The sequence below is a fragment of the Mesorhizobium sp. M8A.F.Ca.ET.181.01.1.1 genome, assembly GCF_004792025.1.
Classification (GTDB): Bacteria; Pseudomonadota; Alphaproteobacteria; order Rhizobiales; family Rhizobiaceae; genus Mesorhizobium.
In genome coordinates, this window is record NZ_SRTV01000001.1 from 694026 (window position 1) to 715802 (window position 21777).

The 21777-nt window shown below is 64.3% G+C and carries 17 protein-coding genes; all 17 read left to right on the forward strand.

The window, feature by feature from the left end:
* Positions 1 to 396 carry a hypothetical protein gene (locus EN824_RS03435; protein WP_127275796.1) on the forward strand — a complete coding sequence of 132 codons (396 nt, stop codon included), beginning with the start codon at positions 1 to 3 and terminating at the stop codon, positions 394 to 396.
* Positions 393 to 2117 carry a penicillin-binding protein 2 gene (locus EN824_RS03440; RefSeq protein ID WP_127275795.1) on the forward strand — a complete coding sequence of 575 codons (1725 nt, stop codon included), beginning with the start codon at positions 393 to 395 and terminating at the stop codon, positions 2115 to 2117. Before EN824_RS03435 ends, EN824_RS03440 begins: the two co-directional genes overlap by 4 nt.
* Positions 2118 to 2171: 54 nt before the next feature.
* Positions 2172 to 3626, forward strand: coding sequence for a UDP-N-acetylmuramoyl-L-alanyl-D-glutamate--2,6-diaminopimelate ligase (locus tag EN824_RS03445; protein ID WP_127275794.1), 1455 nt, complete (start codon positions 2172 to 2174; stop codon positions 3624 to 3626).
* A complete protein-coding gene (locus EN824_RS03450) occupies positions 3623 to 5095 on the forward strand; it encodes a UDP-N-acetylmuramoylalanyl-D-glutamyl-2,6-diaminopimelate--D-alanyl-D-alanine ligase (RefSeq protein WP_127275793.1) in 1473 nt (490 codons plus the stop codon). The genes EN824_RS03445 and EN824_RS03450 overlap by 4 nt, the downstream gene beginning before the upstream one ends.
* A gap of 17 nt (positions 5096 to 5112) precedes the next feature.
* Entirely contained in the window at positions 5113 to 6195 is a 1083-nt protein-coding gene (mraY, locus tag EN824_RS03455; protein ID WP_015317207.1) for a phospho-N-acetylmuramoyl-pentapeptide-transferase, read from the forward strand.
* Positions 6196 to 6203: 8 nt separating this feature from the next.
* Entirely contained in the window at positions 6204 to 7604 is a 1401-nt protein-coding gene (murD, locus tag EN824_RS03460; RefSeq protein WP_127275792.1) for a UDP-N-acetylmuramoyl-L-alanine--D-glutamate ligase, read from the forward strand.
* The gene (gene ftsW / locus EN824_RS03465) at positions 7604 to 8755 is read left to right on the forward strand and encodes a putative lipid II flippase FtsW (protein WP_127275791.1); all 1152 of its coding nucleotides are present in this window, start codon (positions 7604 to 7606) and stop codon (positions 8753 to 8755) included. Before murD ends, ftsW begins: the two co-directional genes overlap by 1 nt.
* 1 nt (position 8756) lies before the next feature.
* Positions 8757 to 9884, forward strand: a complete 1128-nt coding sequence (gene murG / locus EN824_RS03470) for an undecaprenyldiphospho-muramoylpentapeptide beta-N-acetylglucosaminyltransferase (RefSeq protein WP_127275790.1) — start codon at positions 8757 to 8759, stop codon at positions 9882 to 9884.
* The gene (gene murC, locus EN824_RS03475) at positions 9881 to 11281 is read left to right on the forward strand and encodes a UDP-N-acetylmuramate--L-alanine ligase (RefSeq protein WP_127871689.1); all 1401 of its coding nucleotides are present in this window, start codon (positions 9881 to 9883) and stop codon (positions 11279 to 11281) included. Before murG ends, murC begins: the two co-directional genes overlap by 4 nt.
* Complete coding sequence (murB, locus tag EN824_RS03480; protein ID WP_127280467.1) at positions 11278 to 12243, forward strand: UDP-N-acetylmuramate dehydrogenase; 966 nt, start codon at positions 11278 to 11280, stop codon at positions 12241 to 12243. Before murC ends, murB begins: the two co-directional genes overlap by 4 nt.
* 303 nt (positions 12244 to 12546) lie before the next feature.
* Positions 12547 to 13473 (forward strand): D-alanine--D-alanine ligase, encoded by a 927-nt coding sequence (locus EN824_RS03485; RefSeq protein WP_127280468.1) that lies wholly within the window; start codon positions 12547 to 12549, stop codon positions 13471 to 13473.
* Positions 13461 to 14402 carry a cell division protein FtsQ/DivIB gene (locus EN824_RS03490; protein WP_127280469.1) on the forward strand — a complete coding sequence of 314 codons (942 nt, stop codon included), beginning with the start codon at positions 13461 to 13463 and terminating at the stop codon, positions 14400 to 14402. The genes EN824_RS03485 and EN824_RS03490 overlap by 13 nt, the downstream gene beginning before the upstream one ends.
* The gene (ftsA, locus tag EN824_RS03495) at positions 14399 to 15706 is read left to right on the forward strand and encodes a cell division protein FtsA (RefSeq protein ID WP_010910249.1); all 1308 of its coding nucleotides are present in this window, start codon (positions 14399 to 14401) and stop codon (positions 15704 to 15706) included. Before EN824_RS03490 ends, ftsA begins: the two co-directional genes overlap by 4 nt.
* Positions 15707 to 15772: 66 nt before the next feature.
* Positions 15773 to 17452: a cell division protein FtsZ gene (gene ftsZ / locus EN824_RS03500; protein WP_127871687.1), complete on the forward strand. Its 1680-nt coding sequence runs from the start codon at positions 15773 to 15775 to the stop codon at positions 17450 to 17452.
* Positions 17453 to 17732: 280 nt separating this feature from the next.
* Positions 17733 to 18683 (forward strand): UDP-3-O-acyl-N-acetylglucosamine deacetylase, encoded by a 951-nt coding sequence (lpxC, locus tag EN824_RS03505; RefSeq protein WP_127279709.1) that lies wholly within the window; start codon positions 17733 to 17735, stop codon positions 18681 to 18683.
* 262 nt (positions 18684 to 18945) lie between these two features.
* The gene (locus tag EN824_RS03510; protein ID WP_127279708.1) at positions 18946 to 19815 is read left to right on the forward strand and encodes an outer membrane protein assembly factor BamD; all 870 of its coding nucleotides are present in this window, start codon (positions 18946 to 18948) and stop codon (positions 19813 to 19815) included.
* Positions 19816 to 19998: 183 nt separating this feature from the next.
* The gene (recN, locus tag EN824_RS03515) at positions 19999 to 21672 is read left to right on the forward strand and encodes a DNA repair protein RecN (RefSeq protein WP_127871686.1); all 1674 of its coding nucleotides are present in this window, start codon (positions 19999 to 20001) and stop codon (positions 21670 to 21672) included.
* The last annotated feature ends 105 nt before the right edge of the window (positions 21673 to 21777 follow it).

Consider the following 21777-nt stretch of genomic DNA (forward strand, 5'->3'; position numbering starts at 1 on the left):
GTGTTTCGTACCAGCGACATTGTCCTGATCGCCGTCATGGTTTCGGCAGCGGCCCTGACCTACAAGGCCAAGCGCGAGGCCGAGGACCAGTTGGCGGCCGTGCAGAAGATCCATGCCGAGATACGCTTTGAGGAGGACACGATCGACCTGCTCAAGGCCGACTGGAGCCTGCTCACCCAGCCGTCGCGGCTGCAGAAGCTGGCCGAACTCTATAAGGCGCAGCTCGCATTGGAGCCGGTCAGTGGCCGGCAGATCGTGGGCCTGGGCGACCTGCCGGCCAAGGCGCTCGACATCCAGGACATCCTGAACGGGCGCCAGGGCGCCGTGGCCGACAATTCCGACAAGGCGCCCTCGGGCGACAAGGATCCCGTCGTCACCGGAGACATCGCCCAATGATCGGCAAACTGCTGAAGCGCTTCGCCACGGTAGGCCGCGCCAGGACAAGCGAGGACGGGTCGATCGTGGTCGAAGGCGCCCGCAAGGCGACCGGCGGCAAGGGCAAGGCCCGCATCGTGATGACGATGGCGGTGTTCTTCGGCATCTTCTCGACCATATCGGGGCGGCTGGTCTATCTCGGTTTCCAGACACCCGACCTGTCGGGCGGTCCGCAAAGCCGGGTGACGGCGTCACGTCCCGACATTGTCGATCGCAACGGTGAAGTTCTGGCCACCGACATCAAGACGGCGTCGCTGTTCGCCGAGCCGCGCCGCATCGTCGATGCCGATGAGGCTATCGAGAAGCTGTCGACGGTGCTGCCCGAAATCGACTACGAGCAGACCTATCACAAGCTGAAGAGCGGCGCCGGCTTCGTCTGGCTGCAGCGGCAACTGACGCCCAAGCAGCAGGCCGACATCATGCAGCTCGGCATTCCCGGCTTTGGCTTCCGCACCGAAAAGCGCCGTTTTTATCCGAGCGGCGAGACCTCCTCCTACATCGTCGGCCTGACCAACATCGACAACCAGGGCATCTCCGGCATGGAGAAATATATCGATGAGCAGGGCCTGAGCGACCTGCAGGCGTCGGGCCTGGCGGTGGCGAAGGATCTCAGGCCGGTGAAGCTTTCGATCGATCTGCGCGTCCAGCATGTGGTGCGCGACGAGATCGCCGCCGGCCTGGAGCGCTATCGCGCCATGGGCGCTGGCGCCGTCGTGCTCAACGTCAAGACCGGCGAAGTGGTGGCCATGGCCTCGGTGCCGGATTTCGATCCGAACAATCCCTACAACGCGCAGGACAAGGACCGGCTTAACCGGATGTCGGCGGGGCTCTATGAGATGGGCTCGACCTTCAAGAGCTTCACCTCGGCCATGGCGCTCGATTCCGGCAAGGCGACGATGTCGAGCCGCTTCGACGCTTCGCATCCAATCCGGGTCGGCCACCAGGCCATTCACGATTTCCACGGCAAGAACCGTGTGCTGTCGCTGCCGGAGGTCTTCCTCTATTCGTCCAACATCGGGTCGGCCAGGGAGGCCGAGCTGGTCGGCATCGAGGCGCACCGCGAATTCCTGCATCGCCTCGGCATTCTGGAGAAGATGCAGACCGAACTGCCCGAAGTCGCCCGCCCGACCGAGCCGAAGGTGTGGAAGCAGGTCAATTCGTTCACCATCGCCTTCGGCCATGGCGTGTCGACGACGCCGCTGCAAGCGGCTGTCGGCTGCGCGGCGCTGGTCAATGGCGGCTTTCTGATGCAGCCTACATTTCTGGTCCGCAGCCAGGAGGATGCGATGGCGGCGGCCAAGAAAGTGGTTACCGAAAAGACCGTCGAGGGCATGCGCTACCTCTATTCGCTCAACGCCGAGAAGGGTTCGGCCAGAAATGCCCGGGTTCCCGGCTACCGCGTCGGCGGCAAGACCGGAACGGCCGAGAAGGTCATCAACGGCCGTTACTCGAAGGAATTGAATTTCAACACCTTTGTCGCCGCCTTCCCGATGGACGATCCGCAATATTTGGTGTTCACGATCGCCGACGCCCCGCATCCGGAAAAGCCTGGGATGACCGACGTCGCGGCCAACAATGCGGGGGTCATGGCCGGCAATATCATCAGGCGTGCAGCGGCCATGCTTGGCGTGAAGCCAGATTTCAGCCATGAAAATGGTGCAACGCTGGTTTCCTATCAGTGATTCTTGGGGCGCGCCGGCAACTGCGCGCTATTTTGTTGCGGTGAACGGGACTCGATGAAGCTCAAAGATCTAGCCGGTATCCTGCCAGTCGAAGGAACAGCTTCCGTCGATCTGGAGGTTACAGGCATCTCGTCCGATTCCCGCCAGGTGAAACCCGGCGTCGTCTTTTTCGCGCTTGCCGGAACCAAGGCCGATGGCGCGAGCTACGCCGCCGACGCGGCCCGACGTGGCGCTGCAGCGATCGTCACGGGCAAAGGCAGTGGCCTGGCCGATTTGCCGGTTCCGGTGCTGGCGGTCGATGATCCGCGCCTGGCACTGGCGTTGAGTGCCGCCCGCTATTTCGGCAGGCAGCCGCAAACCATGGTCGCCGTGACCGGTACCAGTGGCAAAACGTCGGTCGCCGCCTTCACCCGGCAGATCTGGGAGCAGGCGGGATACGCTGCCGCCTCGATCGGTACCACCGGCGTGGTCGCGCCTGGCCGCAACGAATATGGTTCACTGACGACACCCGATCCGGTCGCCCTGCATCAGTTGCTGCGGGAATTGGCGGATGCCGGCGTTAGCCACGCCTCGATTGAGGCCTCCAGCCACGGGCTCGACCAGCGCCGCCTCGATGGGGTGAAGCTCTCGGCTGGCGGCTTCACCAATCTCGGCCGCGACCACATGGATTACCATCCGACGGTCGAGGATTATCACCGTGCCAAATTGCGCCTGTTCGACACGCTGCTGCCGAAGGGCGCACCGGCTATCGTCTTCGCCGACGATCCTTGGTCGGAACCCACGATAAAGGCAGCTCGGGCCGCCGGGCTCGACGTGCTGACGGTCGGCCGTCATGGCGATTTCCTCAGGTTGAAGCGGGTCGAGCATGAGCGTCATCGCCAGCGTGCCGAGGTCGAAGCCGACGGTGTGATCCACGAAATCGACCTGCCGCTCGCCGGCGATTTCCAGATCGCCAACGCGCTGGTTGCGGCGGGGCTTGCCATTTCCACCGGAACACCTGTCGCCAAGGCCTTGGGGGCATTGGAGAAATTGAAAGGCGCGCCGGGCAGGCTCGACCTTGTCGGTACCACGGCGAGCGGGGCTCCGGTCTATGTCGATTACGCCCACAAGCCGGATGCGCTGGAGAATGTGCTGGCCTCGGTGCGTCCGTTCACCACCGGTCGCGTGATGGTCGTGTTCGGCTGCGGCGGCGACCGTGACCGGGGCAAACGACCGATCATGGGCGAGATCGCGACCCGGCTCGCCGATGTCGTCATCGTCACCGACGACAATCCGCGCTCCGAAGTGCCCGAAAGCATCCGCGCCGCCATTCTTGCCGCGGCGCCCGGCGCCATCGAAATCGGTGACCGGCGCAAGGCAATCCACGAGGCTGTCCGCATGCTGCATGCCGGCGACACGCTGATCGTGGCCGGCAAGGGCCATGAGGAAGGCCAGACGATCGGCTCGGAAACCCTGCATTTCTCCGACCACGAGGAAGTGCGCGCCGCGCTCAGGGAGCGTGCCGCATGAGTTTGCTGTGGACTTCGGAAGCGCTGGTTGCCGCCACGGACGGGCGGCCGCTCGGCCCCATGCCCGAAGGTATATCGGGCATTTCGATCGACAGCCGCAGCCTGCAGCCGGGCGACGCCTTCTTTGCCATCAAGGGCGAGACGATGGACGGCCATGACTTCGTCACCGCGGCCATCAAGGCCGGCGCCGGCGTGCTGGTGGTGGCAGAAGGCAAGCTGCCGTCGCTTGGCCGGCTGACCGCGCCGATCATCGTCGTCGAGGACGTTCTGGTTGCGCTGGAAAAGCTCGGTGTCGCGTCGCGCGCCCGCTCGCAGGCCAAGATCATCGCGGTCACCGGTTCCGCGGGCAAGACCACCACCAAGGAGGCGCTGCGCCACGTGCTTTCGGCCGTCGGCAAGGTGCATGCCTCGGCGCAGTCGTTCAACAACCATTGGGGCGTGCCGCTGACCTTGGCGCGCATGCCCGATGACTGCGATTATGCCGTGTTCGAGATCGGCATGAACCATCCCGACGAGATCCGGCCGCTGGTGAAGATGGTGCGGCCGCATGTCGCCATCGTCACCATGATCGCGGCCGCGCATCTCGGCTTCTTCCGCAATCTGGACGAGATCGCCAGGGCCAAGGCCGAGATTTTTGAAGGGCTGGAACCCGAGGGCGCCGCGGTTCTCAACCGCGACGATGCGCGTTTCAAGCTGCTGGACAAGATGGCGCAAGCTGCCGGCGTCGAGCATGTCTATGGCTTCGGCGAGAATGCGCGCTCGACGTTCAAGCTGGTCAAGTGCGAGTTGCATGCCGACCATTCCGACATCGCCGCCAGGATCAGCGGCCACGATATGATCGCTCGTATCGGAGCGCCTGGCCGGCACATGGTGCAGAACGTGCTGGCGGTGCTAGGCGCCGCGCATCTGGTCGGCGCCGATCTCGACAAGGTGGCATTGGCGCTGGCCGATCTCTCCGCCGAGCGCGGGCGCGGCAAGCGCCATGTGCTGCGGCATCCCGGTGGCCCGACTTCGGGCCAGCCCGGTAGCCCTATGCACGGTGGCCCGATCACGCTGATCGACGAGAGCTACAACGCCAATCCGGCCTCGATGGCGGCCGCCATGGCGCTACTCAACGCAACGCCGGTGACAGGCGAGGGCAGACGCATCGCGGTGCTCGGCGACATGCTGGAGCTCGGCGACCATTCGGCAAAGCTGCATGCCGCCCTTGCCGATCTCATCGTCGGCACGGGCACGCGGACAGTCTTTCTCGGCGGGCCGGAGATGCGCTCGCTGGCGGAAGCGCTGCCGGACGATATCAGGACGGAATACCGCGCCGGCGTCGAGGAGTTGAAGCCGCTGCTGCTCGCCGCGCTAAGGCCGGGCGACGTGGTGATGATCAAATCGTCGAAGGGCATCGGTTTTGCAAAACTGGTCGATGCGCTGCTGGGCAAATTCCCGGCCGAGACGACAACCAGCAACCAGACCTAGTCGGGGGACGAAAGCGCATGTTCACACTGCTGGTCGATTTCGCGGACAAGGTCTCTGTCTTCAATGTCTTCCGCTACATCACGTTCCGCACCGGCGGGGCGCTGATCACCTCGGCGCTGATCGTCTTCATCTTCGGGCCGACCATCATCAATTCGCTGCGGCTCAGGCAAGGCAAGGGCCAACCGATCCGCGCCGACGGGCCGCAGACGCATTTCAAGAAGGCGGGTACGCCGACCATGGGCGGACTGATGATCCTGTCCGGTATCATCGGCTCGTCGCTTCTATGGGCGAACCTGTCCAGCATCTATGTCTGGGTGGTGCTGTTGGTGACACTCGGCTTCGGCTCGATCGGCTTTTATGACGACTATCTGAAGGTGACCAAGCAGTCGCATCTCGGCTTCTCCGGCAAGGCGCGGCTTGCGTTGGAATTCGTTATCGCCGGCATCGCCGCCTGGGCGATCATGCACAATGGCCAGGCGCCGTTCTCGTCGTCACTGACATTCCCCTTCGCCAAGGAATTCATCATCAACCTCGGCTGGTTCTTCATCCCGTTCTCCTGCTTCGTCATCGTCGGCGCCGGCAATGCGGTGAACCTGACCGACGGCCTCGACGGTCTGGCGATCGTGCCGATCATGATCGCGGCGGCGTCCTTCGGCGTCATCGCCTATCTCTCGGGCAACGCGGTCTTCGCTGAATACCTGCAGATCCATTTCGTGCCGGGCACCGGCGAACTGGCGGTCGTGCTTGGCGCGGTCATTGGCGCCGGCCTTGGCTTTCTCTGGTTCAACGCGCCGCCGGCGGCGATCTTCATGGGTGATACCGGGTCGCTCGCCATGGGTGGCCTGATCGGCACGGTCGCGGTCGCCACCAAGCACGAGATCGTGCTCGTCATCGTCGGCGGCTTGTTCGTGGTCGAGATCCTCTCGGTCATCATCCAGGTCGGCTACTTCAAGATGACCGGCAAGCGCGTGTTCCTGATGGCGCCGATCCATCATCATTTCGAAAAGCTCGGCTGGACCGAAAGCCAGGTGGTGATCCGCTTCTGGATCATCGCCGTCATCCTGGCGCTGGTCGGCCTCTCCACCCTCAAGCTCAGATAGGCTGCCATTTGATCCCCGCCGCATCCTTCGCAGGCAAGCGTGTTTCGCTCTTCGGGCTCGGCGGCTCGGGGATCGCCACGGCGCGCGCTCTGATCGAGGGCGGTGCGCAAGTGCTGGCCTGGGACGACAATCCCGACAGCGTCGCCAAGGCCGCCGCCACCGGCATCGCAACCGGCGACCTGCGTGGCGCCGACTGGGCCGGCTTTTCCGCTTTCGTGCTGTCGCCCGGCGTGCCGCTGACCCATCCCAAGCCGCACTGGACGGTGGAGCTCGCGCGTGGCGCAGGCGTCGAGGTGATCGGCGACATCGAGCTTTTCTGCCGGGAGAGGACACTCAGCGCTCCGGATGCTCCCTTCATCGCCATCACCGGCACCAACGGCAAGTCGACGACGACGGCGCTAACGGCGCATATCCTTCAAGCTACCGGGCGCGACACGCAGATGGGCGGCAATATCGGCCGCGCGGTGATGACGCTCGATCCGCCGAAGCCCGACCGGCATTATGTGGTCGAATGCTCGTCCTACCAGATCGACCTTGCGCCCTCGATCAATCCGACGGCCGGCATCCTGCTCAACCTTACGCCCGACCATCTCGACCGCCACGGCACCATGCAGCACTATGCTTCGATCAAGGAGCGGCTGGTGGCGGGCAGCGAGACGGCGATCATCGGCATCGACGATTCCTGGTGCGCGCAGATCGCCGAGCGGCTGGAGCGGGCGGGGCGGCAGGTCATCCGTATTTCCAAGCGGCTGCCGCTGACCGACGGCTATTTCGCCGACGGCACCAACCTGATGGAAGCGGTGCATGGCCGCTACAGCCGTGTCGCCTTCCTCGAAGGCATCGGCTCGCTGCGCGGCCAGCACAATGCGCAGAACGCGCTGGCCGCCGTCGCCGCCTGCCTCAAGGTCGGTCTCGACCTCGGCGAGATCCAGTCGGGGCTCGAAAGCTTCCCGGGCCTCGCCCACCGCATGGAGCAGGTCGGCCGCAAGGACCATGTCCTGTTCGTCAACGATTCCAAGGCGACCAACGCCGATGCGGCTGCTCCCGCACTGTCCAGCTTCAGCCGCATCTACTGGATCGCCGGCGGTCTGCCCAAGGAGGGCGGCATCGAACCGTTGCGCGGCTTCTTCCCGCGCATCGCCAAGGCCTATCTGATCGGCGAGGCCGCCCCCGCCTTTTCGGCGACGCTGGGCGAGGCCGTGCCCTACGAAATCTCGGGCACGCTGGCGGCCGCGGTCGAGCATGCCGCGCATGACGCGGCCAAGGACGACAGCGGCGAGGCGGTGGTGCTGTTGTCGCCGGCCTGCGCCAGTTTCGACCAATTCAAGAATTTCGAGGTCCGCGGCGAAGCCTTCAGGCAAGCTGCGAGCGCTATAGATGGCGTCAAACCCATCGGAGGGGCACGATAATGCAGAGCCGTCTCGACAAAAGTCCGGTCGCAACCTGGTGGTGGACCATCGATCGCTGGTTCCTGGCGGCGTTCCTGTCGCTGATGGGGCTCGGCATCGTGTTGTCCTTCGCGGCAAGTCCCGCGGTCGCCGAACGCATCGGCCTCGACAGTTTCCATTTCGCCACCCGACAGATCATCTTCACCGTGCCCGCGCTCGGCGTGATGTTGGCGGTCTCCTTCCTCGATTCCAGAGAGATCCGGCGCATGTCGCTGATCATGCTGTGCCTCATGCTGGTGCTGATGGTGGCGGTGCTCTATGTCGGCGTCGAGGTGAAGGGCGCACGGCGCTGGGTCTCGCTCGCCGGCCTGTCGATCCAGCCGTCGGAATTCCTCAAGCCGGCCTTCGTCATCATGTGCGCCTGGCTGTTCGCCGAACACAAACGCCAGCCCGACATTCCCGGCAATCTGTTCGCCATGCTGCTGCTGGTGCTGGTCGTGTCGCTGCTGGTGGCGCAGCCGGACCTCGGCCAGACCATGCTGACCACCGGCACCTGGGGCATCATGTTCTTCATGGCCGGGCTGCCGTGGCTGTGGATCATCGTGCTCGGTGCGGCCGGCGTCGGCGGCGTCTTCGCCGCCTATACGGTGTTTCCGCACGTCGCGCTGCGCATCGACAAGTTCCTCACCGGCGAAGGCGACACGTTCCAGGTCGACATGGGGCGTGACGCGCTGATCAATGGCGGCTGGTTCGGCGTCGGGCCGGGCGAGGGCACCGTCAAGCGGGTCATCCCCGACAGCCATGCCGACTTCGTCTTCTCGGTCGCGGGCGAGGAGTTCGGGCTGATCATGTGCTTCTTCATCATGTCGATCTTCGCCTTCATCGTGCTGCGCGGTCTCAACACGGCGCTGAAGGAGCATGACGACTTCACCCGTTATGCGGTCGGCGGCCTGGTCACCGTGTTCGGCCTGCAGGCCGTCATCAACATGTGCGTCAACCTGCAGCTGGTGCCGGCCAAGGGCATGACGCTGCCCTTCATCTCCTATGGCGGCTCCTCGCAGATCGCCATCGCCATCTCGATGGGGATGGTGCTGGCGCTGACGCGCAAGCGGCCGGAAAAGCGCAAGCAGATGGGCTTTGCGCTGCCGCAGCGCGCCATGCCGGCGGAGTGACATGGCCAGAGGCGTTATCCTTCTCGCCGCGGGCGGAACCGGCGGACATCTGTTTCCAGCCGAAGCGCTGGCGCATGAACTCATCGAGCGCGGCTGGGCGGTGCATCTGGCGACCGACACCCGCGCCGAACGGTTTGCCGGCCATTTCCCGGCAGCGGCCATCCATCCCATCCAGTCGGCGACGTTGGGCTCGAAAAACCCCTTCGCCCTGCTTGGCGCCTTCTGGAAAATCTGGAGCGGCGTGCGTCAGGCCTCCGCCGTCATCGGCAGGATCAAGCCGGAGGCCGTCGTGGGCTTTGGCGGCTATCCGACCCTGCCGCCGCTCTATGCGGCGACGCGGCGCAAGGTGCCGACGCTGATCCACGAGCAGAACGCGGTGATGGGGCGCGCCAACCGGGCGCTGGCCGGCCGCGTCGACGCGATCGCCGGCGGCTTCCTGCCGCAAGATGAGAGTGCGGCCGGCGCCAAGACGGTGACGACCGGCAATCCGGTCAGGCCAGCGGTGCTCGAAGCAGCCAGGACACCTTACGTGGCTTCAACCGGGGATGAGCCTTTCCGCCTGCTGGTGTTCGGCGGCAGTCAGGGCGCGCAATTCTTTTCCGATGCCATGCCGGGGGCAGTCGCGCTGCTTTCCGATGCACAGCGCAGACGCCTCGTCATTACCCAACAAGCTCGCGCGGACGACGTGGCGCGGGTGAAGGCGGCCTATGCCGCGCTCGGCGTCGCCGTCGAGGTCTCGCCGTTCTTTACCGACATGGCGGCGCGCATTGCGGCGGCGCATCTGGTGATCTCGCGCTCCGGCGCTTCCACCGTCTCGGAGATCGCCGTCATCGGCCGGCCGGCACTGCTGGTGCCCTATCCCTTTGCGCTCGACCACGACCAGGCGGCCAATGCGGCGGCGCTTGCCGCCGCCGGCGGCGGCGAAGTGCATGTGCAATCATCGCTTTCGTCCGAGCGCATCGCGGCACTGCTCGGCGCCCTGATAGACCAGCCGGAGCGGCTCGCGACGATGGCTGCCGCGGCCAAATCGGTCGGCCGGCCGGACGCGGCACGGTTGCTCGCCGATCTCACAGAGGCTATTGCGTCCCGCAAAACAGTATCGGATTTCAGGAAGGGGACGCACCCATGAAGATGCCGCAGACCATTGGCCTCGTGCATTTCATCGGCATTGGCGGCATCGGCATGAGCGGCATCGCCGAGGTGCTGCACAATCTCGGCTACAAGGTGCAAGGATCCGACCAGGCGGACAGCGCCAATGTGCAACGGCTGCGCGACAAGGGCATCGAATGCTTCGTCGGTCACAAGGCCGAGAATCTCGGTGACGCCGAGGTCATCGTCGTCTCGACGGCGATCAAGAAGTCGAATCCGGAACTGAAGGCGGCGCGGGAGAAATTGCTGCCCATTGTCCGCCGCGCCGAGATGCTGGCCGAACTGATGCGTTTCCGCCAGGCTGTCGCCATCGGCGGCACGCATGGCAAGACGACGACGACCTCGATGGTGGCGACCCTGCTCGAAGCCGGCGGGCTCGACCCGACCGTCATCAATGGCGGCATCATCAATGCCTACGGCACCAATGCGCGCATGGGCGACGGTGAGTGGATGGTGGTCGAAGCCGACGAAAGCGACGGCACCTTCCTCAAGCTGCCTGCCGACATCGCCGTCGTCACCAACATCGATCCCGAGCATCTCGATCATTATGGCAACTTCGACAATGTGCGCGAAGCGTTCCGCCAGTTCGTCGAGAACGTGCCTTTCTATGGCTTCGGCGTGATGTGCACCGATCACCCGGAAGTGCAGGCGCTGGTCGGGCGCATCGAGGACCGGCGCGTCATCACCTATGGCGAGAACGCTCAGGCCGACGTGCGCTTCACCAACCACCGCATGGCGGGAGCGACCTCGGAGTTCGACGTGATCATCCGCGACCGCAAGGGGCGCGGCCAGACGACGATAGCGGGCCTGCGCCTGCCGATGCCTGGCCGCCACAATGTGTCCAACGCGACGGCCGCGATCGCGGTCGCGCACGAACTCGGCCTGTCGGCCGAGGCAATCAAGAAGGGCCTGTCGTCCTTCGCCGGCGTCAAGCGCCGCTTCACCCATACCGGATCCTGGAACGGTGTCGACGTGTTCGACGACTACGGCCATCACCCGGTCGAAATCTCGGCGGTGCTGAAGGCGGCGCGCAGCGCCACCAATGGGCGTGTTATCGCCATTGCCCAGCCGCACCGCTTCACCCGGCTGCACGATCTGTTCAACGAGTTCTCCGCCTGTTTCAACGATGCCGACACGGTGATGGTGGCGCCGGTCTACGCCGCCGGCGAAGAGCCGATCGACGGCGTGACCTCGGACGCGCTGGTGTCGCGCATACGTGCCGGCGGCCATCGCGACGCGCGCTACATCGAGGGGCCGGCCGATATCGCGCCTGTCATCCGCGACATCGCCAAGCCCGGCGACTTCGTCGTCTTCCTGGGCGCCGGCAATATTACCCAATGGGCCTATGCGCTGCCGAAGGAGCTCGCCGCCTCATGATGAACGGCCAGGCCCTGATCGACAGACTTGGCGACCGGCTGGCCGGCCTGCGTGGCCGCATGACGCCAAATGCCGAGATGGACAAGATCACCTGGTTCCGGGCAGGCGGCCTTGCCGAGGCACTGTTCCAGCCGGCCGACGAGGAGGATCTTGCCGCGTTCCTCAAGGCGGTTCCCGAAGAGATCCCCCTGACGATTGTCGGTGTCGGCTCGAACCTTCTGGTCCGCGACGGCGGCATTCCGGGTTTCGTCGTCAGGCTTTCCGCCAAGGGCTTTGGCGAGGCCGAAGTCATTTCCCCGATCAGGATCAGGGCAGGTGCCGCCACGCCCGACAAGCGTGTGGCGGCGGTGGCGCTCGAGGCCGGCATCGGCGGCTTTCATTTCTACCACGGCATTCCAGGCGCCATCGGTGGTGCGCTCAGGATGAATGCCGGGGCCAATGGCGTCGAGACGGGCGAGCGCGTCGTCGAGGTGCGTGCGCTCGACCGCAAGGGTAATGTCCAGACGCTGAGCAACGCCGAGATGGGCTATGCCTACCGCCATTCGGCGGCACCGACCGGGCTGATCTTCACGTCGGCCGTCTTCGAAGGCTTTGCCGAGGACAAGGCAGCGATCAAGGCGGCGATGGAGGCGGTGCAGAACCATCGCGAGACCGTGCAGCCGATCCGCGAGAAGACGGGCGGCTCGACCTTCAAGAACCCGGAAGGCACCTCGGCCTGGAAGGAAATCGACAAGGCGGGTTGCCGCGGCCTGATGATCGGGGGCGCGCAGATGTCGCCGATGCACTGCAACTTCATGATCAACACCGGAACCGCGACCGGCTACGACCTCGAATATCTCGGCGAGACGGTGCGCGCGCGGGTACTCGAGCATTCGGGCATCCGGCTGCAGTGGGAGATCAAGCGCATCGGCAATTTCCGCTCCGGGCATGCAGTGCAGGAGTTCCTGGGTCAGCTTCTTTAGCGCATCTTGAAGTTCACGTGATGCGTGAACTTCAACGAGATCGAAATGCCTTGAAATCGTTGCTGCAAAGACTCAGCGAGACGGTTTTCGCATTCATTTTCTCACAAAGTGAATCCCTCGGAATCATAAGCACTTGCCAGTGAATCAACTCTCTGATTCTCTGCCCTAAAGCGTTTCCTGATTTGAGTCGTTCGACGCGTTACCCGCGTTTTCCGTCTGGGGGGGCAACCTGCCGGGAGACTCGGACTCAATGTTGCGGAAATCCTTGGGTTTTTAGTCCGCCGTGAGAGGGGATGACGGGGAATGAAGAACAAGCATGTGGCCGTATTGCTGGGAGGTTTCTCGTCCGAGCGGCCCGTGTCCCTGTCTTCTGGAAAGGCCTGTGCAGATGCGCTCGAGCAGGAAGGCTATCAGGTTACCCGTGTCGATGTCGGGCGCGACGTCGGTTCGGTGCTCGCCGAGCTCAAGCCCGATGTCGCCTTCAATGCGCTGCATGGGCCTTTTGGCGAGGATGGTACCATCCAGGGCATCCTCGAATATCTCGGCATTGCCTACACCCATTCCGGCGTGCTCGCCTCGGCGCTCGCCATGAACAAGGAGCAGGCGAAGAAGATCGTCAAATCGGTCGGCGTGCCTGTCGCCGAATCAAAGGTCGCCAATCGTTTCTCCATCCAGAACAAGCATCCGATGAAGCCGCCCTATGTGGTCAAGCCGGTGAGCGAAGGGTCGAGCTTCGGTGTCGTTATCGTCTCGGAGGGGCAGTCGCATCCGCCGCAGGTCATCGGGTCGTCCGAGTGGAAATATGGCGATACCGTCATGGTCGAGCGCTACATCCATGGGCGCGAACTGACCTGCGCCGTCATGGGAGACGTGGCGCTCGGCGTCTGCGAGATCATCCCAACGGGCCATTCCTTCTACGACTATGATTCAAAATATGTCGCGGGCGGATCAAAACACGAATGCCCCGCAAAAGTTTCACCGAATATTTACCAAAAAATACAGACACTGGCGCTCAAGGCTCACCAAGCTGTCGGCTGTCGGGGCGTTTCCCGGTCGGACTTCCGTTATGACGATCGTCACTCCGAAAATGGCGAGGTTGTATGGCTCGAGGTCAATACTCAGCCGGGCATGACGCCGACGTCTCTGGTGCCTGAAATTGCCGCCCATGCCGGGCATTCGTTTGGTGAACTGTTGAGTTGGATGGTGGAGGACGCTTCGTGTCTGCGTTGAAATGGGGACAGGGCAAGGTGAGGGGCGCGGCCGGGCCGTCGCTGTTCGGCCTGCCATTGTCGTTGGACCATTTCGTTCTGCCGCGCGTGCTTCGCCGCCCGGTGCGCATCCTGACGCGCCTGGGTGATGGTGAATTTCAGGCGCCGCGCTTCTCCGCCGCGATCATGTCGTCGGTGCTGCTGGCTTCGAGCGGGGCCTATGGCGCCTACCTTGGCGGTCATGCCGACGGCATCATTCAAAGCATCACCGCCCGTACCGGCTTTGCCGTCGATCAGGTCAAGGTGGTCGGCAACCGCCAGACTTCCGAGATCGACATTCTCGACCGGCTCGAGCTCGATGGCTGGACGTCGCTGATCGGCTTCGATGCCGAGGCCGCGCGGGAGCGCATCGCTACCTTGCCGTGGATCGAGATTGCCGCGGTGCGCAAGGTCTATCCGCACACGCTGGAAGTGCGCGTCGAGGAGCGCGAAGCCTTCGCGCTCTGGCAGCAGGGCGATGATCTCTCCGTCATCGAAAAGGATGGCGCCGTCATCGCGCCGTTCTCGGGCGGCAAGCAGGTGCTCCTGCCGCTGTTGATCGGCACCGGCGCGCCGGCCAAGGCGCCTGATTTCCTGGCCAAGATCGAGCAATATCCCGACCTCGCCAGCCGCATCAAAGGCTATGTCCGCGTCGGCGAGCGGCGCTGGGACCTCAAGTTGGACAACGGCATCACCGTCAAGCTGCCCGAAGACGACGAGGACCAGGCGCTCGCCGAACTCGTCAAGATGGACCATGACAAGGGGCTGTTGTCGCGCGATATCGCCGCTGTCGACATGCGCCTGACAGACCGGCTGGTCGTGGAGCTGACGCCGCAGGCGGCGACGCAGCGCGAGGCCGCGCTCAACGAGAAGCCGAAAACCCTCAAGCGCAAGCCGGAGACGAAGATATGAGCTGGCTTGGCGGTTCTGGCGATGCCTCGTCGCGCCGGTCCGGCACCCTGACGGTGCTGGATGTCGGCTCGAACAAGGTCTGTTGCATGGTGGCCAAGCTGAAGCCGAACGATGACGGCAAGCTTCTGCGCGGCCGCTCTCACCGGATCCAGGTGATCGGCATCGGCCACCAGAAATCGCAAGGGGTGAAGTCAGGCGTCGTCGTCGATCTCGACCGCGCCGAGCATGCCATCCGCCTCTCCGTCGACGCCGCCGAGCGCATGGCCGGGCTGACGGTCGATTCGCTGATCGTCAACATGACCGCCGGACGACTGAAGAGCGAAGCCTTTTCAGCCACCATCAACCTCGGCGGCCACGAGGCCGACGAGGCCGATATCAAGCGCGTGCTCGGTGCCGGCGCCAAGCAGGCGCTGAAGGCCGAACGCGAGGTGATCCATTCGCTGCCCGTCGGCTTCTCGCTCGATGCGGAGCGCGGCGTGCGCGATCCGCGCGGCATGGTGGGCGATGCGCTTGGCGTCGACATGCATGTGCTGACCGGTGATGCGGCGCCGATGCGAAATCTGGAGCTCTCCATCAACCGTTCGCACCTGTCGGTCGAGCGCATGGTGGCGACGCCCTATGCCAGCGGGCTGGCGGCACTCGTCGACGACGAGCTCGAACTCGGAGCCGCCTGCATCGACATGGGCGGCGGCACGACGACGATCTCGGTGTTTTCGGAAGGCAAGTTCGTCCATGGCGACGCCATCGCCATCGGTGGCAATCATGTGACGCTCGACATGGCCAAGGGGCTTTCGACGTCGCTCGATGCCGCCGAGCGGCTGAAGGTGATGCACGGCTCGGCGCTGCCGGGCAGCGCCGACGACCGCGATCTGGTCTCGATCCAGCCGATCGGCGACGATGGCGACGTGCCGCTGCAGATCCCGCGTTCGGTGATGACGCGCATCGTGCGCGCCCGCATCGACGAGACGCTCGAACTCTTGCGCGACCGGCTCAACAAATCCGGCTACGGCAATGCGGTCGGCAAGCGCGTCGTGCTCACCGGCGGCGCCAGCCAACTGGCCGGCCTGCCCGAGGCGGCACGCCGCATCCTGGGGCGCAATGTGCGCATCGGCCGCCCGCTCGGCGTGGCGGGCCTGCCAGAAGCAGCGAAAGGCCCGGCTTTCTCGGCCGCGGTCGGGCTTCTGATCTATCCGCAGATGGCGAGCTTCGAGAGCCATCCGGCGAAAGGTATTTCCGGTCTCAGGATGACCGGAACGGGCGGAAAACTGCATCGCATGAGTCAGTGGTTGAGAGACAGTTTCTAATTGACGGGGACAGCCCCATAGGCGGCCGCGGCGGCGAAGCGGCGTGAAAGGCAAAGGACGGAGACAATGACCATCAATCTGCAGAAGCCGGACATCACCGAGCTTAAGCCGCGCATCACCGTGTTCGGTGTTGGCGGCGGCGGCGGCAATGCCGTGAACAACATGATCACCGCCGGACTGCGCGGTGTCGAGTTCGTCGTGGCCAACACCGACGCGCAGGCGCTGACCATGTCGAAGGCCTCGCGGCTGATCCAGCTTGGCGCGCATGTCACCGAGGGGCTCGGTGCCGGATCGCAGCCGGAAGTCGGCCGCGCGGCGGCGGAAGAGTGCATCGACGAGATCCTCGACCATCTCACCAACACCCATATGTGCTTCGTCACCGCCGGCATGGGCGGCGGCACCGGTACGGGTGCTGCTCCGGTGGTTGCCCGCGCAGCCCGCGAGAAGGGCATCCTCACCGTCGGCGTCGTCACCAAGCCGTTCCACTTCGAAGGCCAGCGCCGCATGAAGACGGCCGACTTCGGCATCGAGGAGCTGCAGAAGTGCGTCGATACGCTGATCGTCATCCCCAACCAGAACCTGTTCCGGCTGGCCAATGACAAGACCACCTTCGCCGACGCCTTCGCGATGGCCGACCAGGTGCTCTACTCCGGCGTTGCCTGCATCACCGACCTGATGGTCAAGGAAGGCCTGATCAACCTCGACTTCGCCGACGTGCGTTCGGTGATGCGCGAGATGGGCAAGGCGATGATGGGCACCGGCGAAGCTTCGGGCGAAGGCCGCGCGATGGCCGCCGCGGAAGCCGCGATCGCCAACCCGCTGCTCGACGAAACCTCGATGAAGGGCGCCAAGGGCTTGCTGATCTCGATCACCGGCGGCCGCGACCTGACCCTTTTCGAAGTCGACGAGGCGGCGACCCGCATCCGCGAAGAAGTCGACCAGGACGCCAACATCATCCTGGGCGCCACTTTCGACGAGGAACTCGAGGGCGTCATCCGCGTCTCGGTGGTCGCGACCGGCATCGACAAGTCGGCCGCTGAAATCGCCGCCGCGCCGATCTCGATCCGCACGGCGCCGCCGAAGCCGGCCGCCCGGCCGGCCGTCGCCGCGGTGGAAAGCCGCCCGGCGCCGGTCCAGCAGGCCGTGTATGAGCCGCGCGCCGCCGATCCAGTTGCCGAAGCCATCCAGTTGGCCGAAGCGAACGCCGCTGCCATGGCGCAGGCTCGTCCGGCACCGGTCGCCCATGCGGACGATTTCCGCCCGCAGAGCAAGATCTTCCAGGCGCCGCCCGCGCAACCGATGCCTCAGCCTGTTGTCCAGCAGATGATGCAGCCGGCTGCGCAGCCGCGCGAAATGCTGCGTGAGGTCCAGCAGCCGGTGGCGATGGCGCCGCAGCGCATGCCGCGCGTCGAGGATTTTCCGCCGGTCGTGAAGGCGGAGGTCGACGCCAAGAGCCGTCCCGCCGACCATGAGAACAGCGGCCCGATGGGTCTCCTGAAGCGCCTGACCAATGGCCTGACCCGCCGCGAAGAGGAGCCTGCACGGCTGCAGCCGGCGCAGCCGCGCGAGCCCAAGCTGCGCCAGGCCGCACCGGAAGTGCGCCGCCTCGCCAGCCAGGACGCCCAGCTCTACGCGCCGCGCCGCGGCCAGCTGGACGACCAGGGCCGTCTGACGCCGCAGGTGAGGGCGACTCAGGACGATGATCAGCTGGAGATTCCGGCGTTCCTGCGCCGCCAGGCCAACTGAGCGGTTAACGGATTGTAACAATTGTTAACAGGCAAGCAAGAAATTGCTTGCCTGTTAACGTTTAAAAGGCTGTATAATCAATAGGTTATCGTGTCATACAGGTTCCAGTTCGCGGTTACAAAGAGTAAGAAACCGTGATTTGGAGTCTCCCTGCCGGGACATTATCTTCGCTGCCTACCATGGTCGGTATGCGGGGATTTCGGGGGAAGTAGCCCTGCCTGCCGATTTAACAAGAGCCGCGCCCTCGGGCTGGAGAAGCGGACCTAGGCATTACGGGCTTATGGGGATTGTCTTGCACGACCACCAGACGACAGTGAAGACGCGCGCGTCGCTTACAGGCACCGGCGTTCACAGCGGCAAAGAAGTTTCCATCAGTTTCCTGCCCGCGGATGCCGATACCGGCATCGTGTTCCAGCTTCTCAATGGCGACGGGCAGGGCCGTGAGTTCCGCGCCCTGTTTTCCGAGATCGGCGCCACCGATCTTTGCACCATGCTTGGCGATCCCTCGGGCGAGCACATCGCCACGGTCGAGCATATCATGGCCGCCCTGTTCGGGCTCGGCATCGACAATGTCATCATCGAGATCGACGGCCACGAGGTCCCAATCCTCGACGGCAGTGCCATGGCGTTCGTCGAAGCCATCGACCAGGCCGGCATCGAGGTGTTGGCCGTCAAGCGCCGCTATATCAGGGTGGTCAAGCCGGTCCGCATCGAGAACGGCGCCTCCTGGGCCGAGTTCAGGCCCTATGACGGCACCCGCTTCGAGGTCGAGATCGATTTCGAAAGCCCGGCGATCGGCCGCCAGCTGTTCGCATCGGACATCAATGCCGATATTTTCCGCCGCGACATCGCCCGCGCCCGCACCTTCGGCTTCATGAAGGACGTCGAACGGCTGTGGGCCGCCGGCTATGCGCTGGGATCCTCGCTCGAGAACTCGCTGGTGATCGGTGACGACAACCGCGTCATCAATATGGGTGGCCTGCGCTACCCCAACGAATTCGTGCGCCACAAGACGCTCGACGCCATGGGCGACCTGGCGCTGGCCGGCGCGCGCTTCATCGGCTGTTTCCGCTCCTATCGCGGCGGCCACCGGCTGAACGCCGCCGCGCTGCGGCGCCTGCTGTCGGACCGCACGGCCTTCGAGATCGTCGAGACGACACGCCGCGAGCGTGGCCGGGCCGCCGAGATGAACGCCGTCAACGCGCCGCTCTATGCGCCATGGATGATCTGATTTTCTTAATCTTTTTCGCATTGCATGGCGGTATGGGTGTTGCATGAATGCATCATCCATCAGCGAAATTGCATAGATTTTCGCGCTGCGGTCCGTCGCCACAAAAATGTGCGATTGGCTGGACATAGCGTTGCCGGGCAAGGCGGTTATGGTTTATGGCTGCTGCCGTCGATTAATGCATGTCGCCTAGAAGTGGGGACCATTTTTGGGACAACAGCATGCAAGAGGCACTAAAATAACGCCGAAAGGGCGCAATCCAATCATGTTCTTCAAGCGAGTCGGTCAATCGAAAGCGCCGCAGCGGTCTGTCTTCCTGGCGCTTTCGGTGGTTGTTCCATCGCTCTTTCTGTCGGCCTGCATGTCGTCGGAGAAAGATATCGACCTTTCGACCTATGTCGACCAGACCGAGCCGGCCGACGTTCTCTACAATCAGGGCCTCGCAAACATGAATGCGGGACGCCTGGACGAGGCGAGCAAGAAGTTCGACGCCGTCGACCGCCAGCATCCCTATTCGGAATGGGCCCGCAAATCGATGGTGATGGGCGCGTTTGCCGACTATCGGAAGGGCAGCTACGAGGACGCGATCCAGTCGGCAAAGCGGTACCTGGCCCTCTATCCGTCCACGGATGACGCACCCTATGCCCAGTACATCATCGGTCTCAGCTACTATCGCCAGATCAAGGACGTGACGCAGGACCAGAAGGAAGCACGCCAGACCGTGCAGACGATGCAAGACCTGGTGACGCGCTGGCCGACGTCGGAATATGTCGACGACGCCAAGGAAAAGATCCGCTTCGCCAACGACCAGCTCGCCGGCAAGGAAATGCAGATCGGCCGTTATTATCTGGAGCGCCGCGAGTACATCGCCGCCGTCAAGCGCTTCCGCACCGTGGTCGAAAACTATTCCAACACCCGCCATGTCGAGGAAGCGCTCGCCCGCCTCACCGAAAGCTATTACGCGTTGGGCTTGACCTCGGAGGCCCAGACGGCGGCCGCGGTCCTCGGCACCAACTATCCCGACAGCTCGTGGTACAAGGATTCCTATAAGCTGCTGCAGAGCAACGGTCTGGCGCCACGCGAAAATGCCGGATCGTGGATATCCAAGGCCGGGAAGCTGATCACCGGCGCCTGACCGCGGAGCTCCGAGCGAAGCGCGCAGTGTGCTTTTTCGGATTGATCCGAAGCTCAAACAAAAAGATAGTGCGGCGCTGCGACTCCAACTGTCGGGTGCCGCCTTAATTTTTTTGTTTTCGTGCCTGTCGTTATCCCGAAACCGGGTCCACTTCTGGGCGGCATGCAATAGGTCCGGTTTCTCATGCTTTCCAGACTGTCGATCCGAGATATCGTCCTGATCGAAAAGCTGGACATCGACTTCCAGCCGGGTCTCTCCGTGCTGACCGGCGAAACCGGCGCCGGCAAATCCATCCTGCTCGATGCCCTGTCGCTGGCGCTCGGCGCGCGCGGCGATGCCTCGCTGGTGCGCCATGGCGCGTCGCAGGGCCAGGTCATTGCCGTGTTCGATGTTCCGCGCAACCATCCGGTGCGCGCGCTGCTTGCCGAAAACGCCATCGAGGATGACGGCGACGTCATCCTGCGCCGCGTGCAGACGGCGGACGGCCGTACCCGTGTGTTCGTCAACGACCAGCCGTCCAGCGTGACGCTGATGCGCGATGTCGGCCGCGCACTGGTCGAGATCCATGGCCAGCATGACGAACGCGCTTTGGTCGATCCGGGCGCGCACCGCGATGTGCTCGATGCTTTCGGCGGCCATCTCGGCGCCGTCCGCGCGACAGGCGAGGCATGGCGGCACTGGCGCGCCTGCGAGCAGGAGTTGACGCGCCATCGCGCCAAGGTGGCGGCCGCCGCCCGGGAGGCCGACTATCTGCGCGCCGCGGTCGCCGAACTGACCAAGCTCGATCCGCAGCCCGGTGAGGAAACCGAACTTGCCGAGCTGCGCGCCCATATGATGCGCGCCGAAAAGATCGCCTCCGAAATCCACGACGCGCAGGATGTGCTTTCGGGCCCGTCCTCGCCCTTGCCGCAACTGGCCAGCCTGCTGAGGCGGCTGCAGCGCAAGGCGACGGAGGCGCCCGGGCTGCTCGAGGACGTGGTCAAGTCGCTGGATGAAGCGATGTTGTCGCTCGACGCGGCGCAATCGGGCGTCGAGGCGGCGCTTCGCGCCACCGAATATGACCCGCAACGGTTGGAGAAGGCCGAGGAGCGGCTGTTTTCGCTGCGCGCGGCCTCGCGCAAGCACAGCGTCGCCGTCGACGATCTGGCGCAATTGCGCGACACGATGGTTGCCGATCTAGCCGACCTCGATGCCGGCGAGGAGCGCCTGCACGGACTGGAAAAGCAGGCCGCCGCCGCGCGCGAAACCTACGACATCGCCGCCGCACAGCTGTCCTCGCTTCGCCATGCCGCGGCGGTCGGCCTGACCAAGGCGGTGATGGCCGAATTGCCGGCGCTGAAGCTCGAACGCGCGGCCTTCATCGTCGAGATGAAGAGCGAGGCCGAGAGCCGCATGGAGGAGGGCATCGACCAGATCGAGTTCTGGGTGCGCACCAATCCCGGCACGCGGCCCGGCCCGATGATGAAAGTCGCGTCGGGTGGCGAGCTGTCACGCTTCCTGCTGGCGCTGAAAGTGGCGCTTGCCGATCGCGGTTCGGCGCCGACACTGGTTTTCGACGAAATCGACACCGGCGTGGGCGGCGCGGTGGCCGACGCCATCGGCCAGCGGCTGGCGCGGCTGTCGAAGCGTGTCCAGGTGCTTTCCGTCACCCATGCTCCGCAAGTGGCGGCGCGCGCGGCAACACATTTCCTGATCTCCAAATCGGGCAGCACCGACCGTGTCGCGACCGGAATTGCCGAGATGGACAGGACGGCGCGGCAGGAGGAGATCGCCCGCATGCTGGCCGGCGCCACTATCACCGACGAGGCGCGCGCCGCCGCCGAGCGGCTGCTGCGCGAGAATACAAACGCGGCATGAGACTATCGGGCGTCATGGGGCGAGTCAGGATATGGCTCCATCCTGCTGTTCAGGAATGATCTTTTCCGAAAACCGGTTCCCACCTTTCACGATCATGCTCTATTG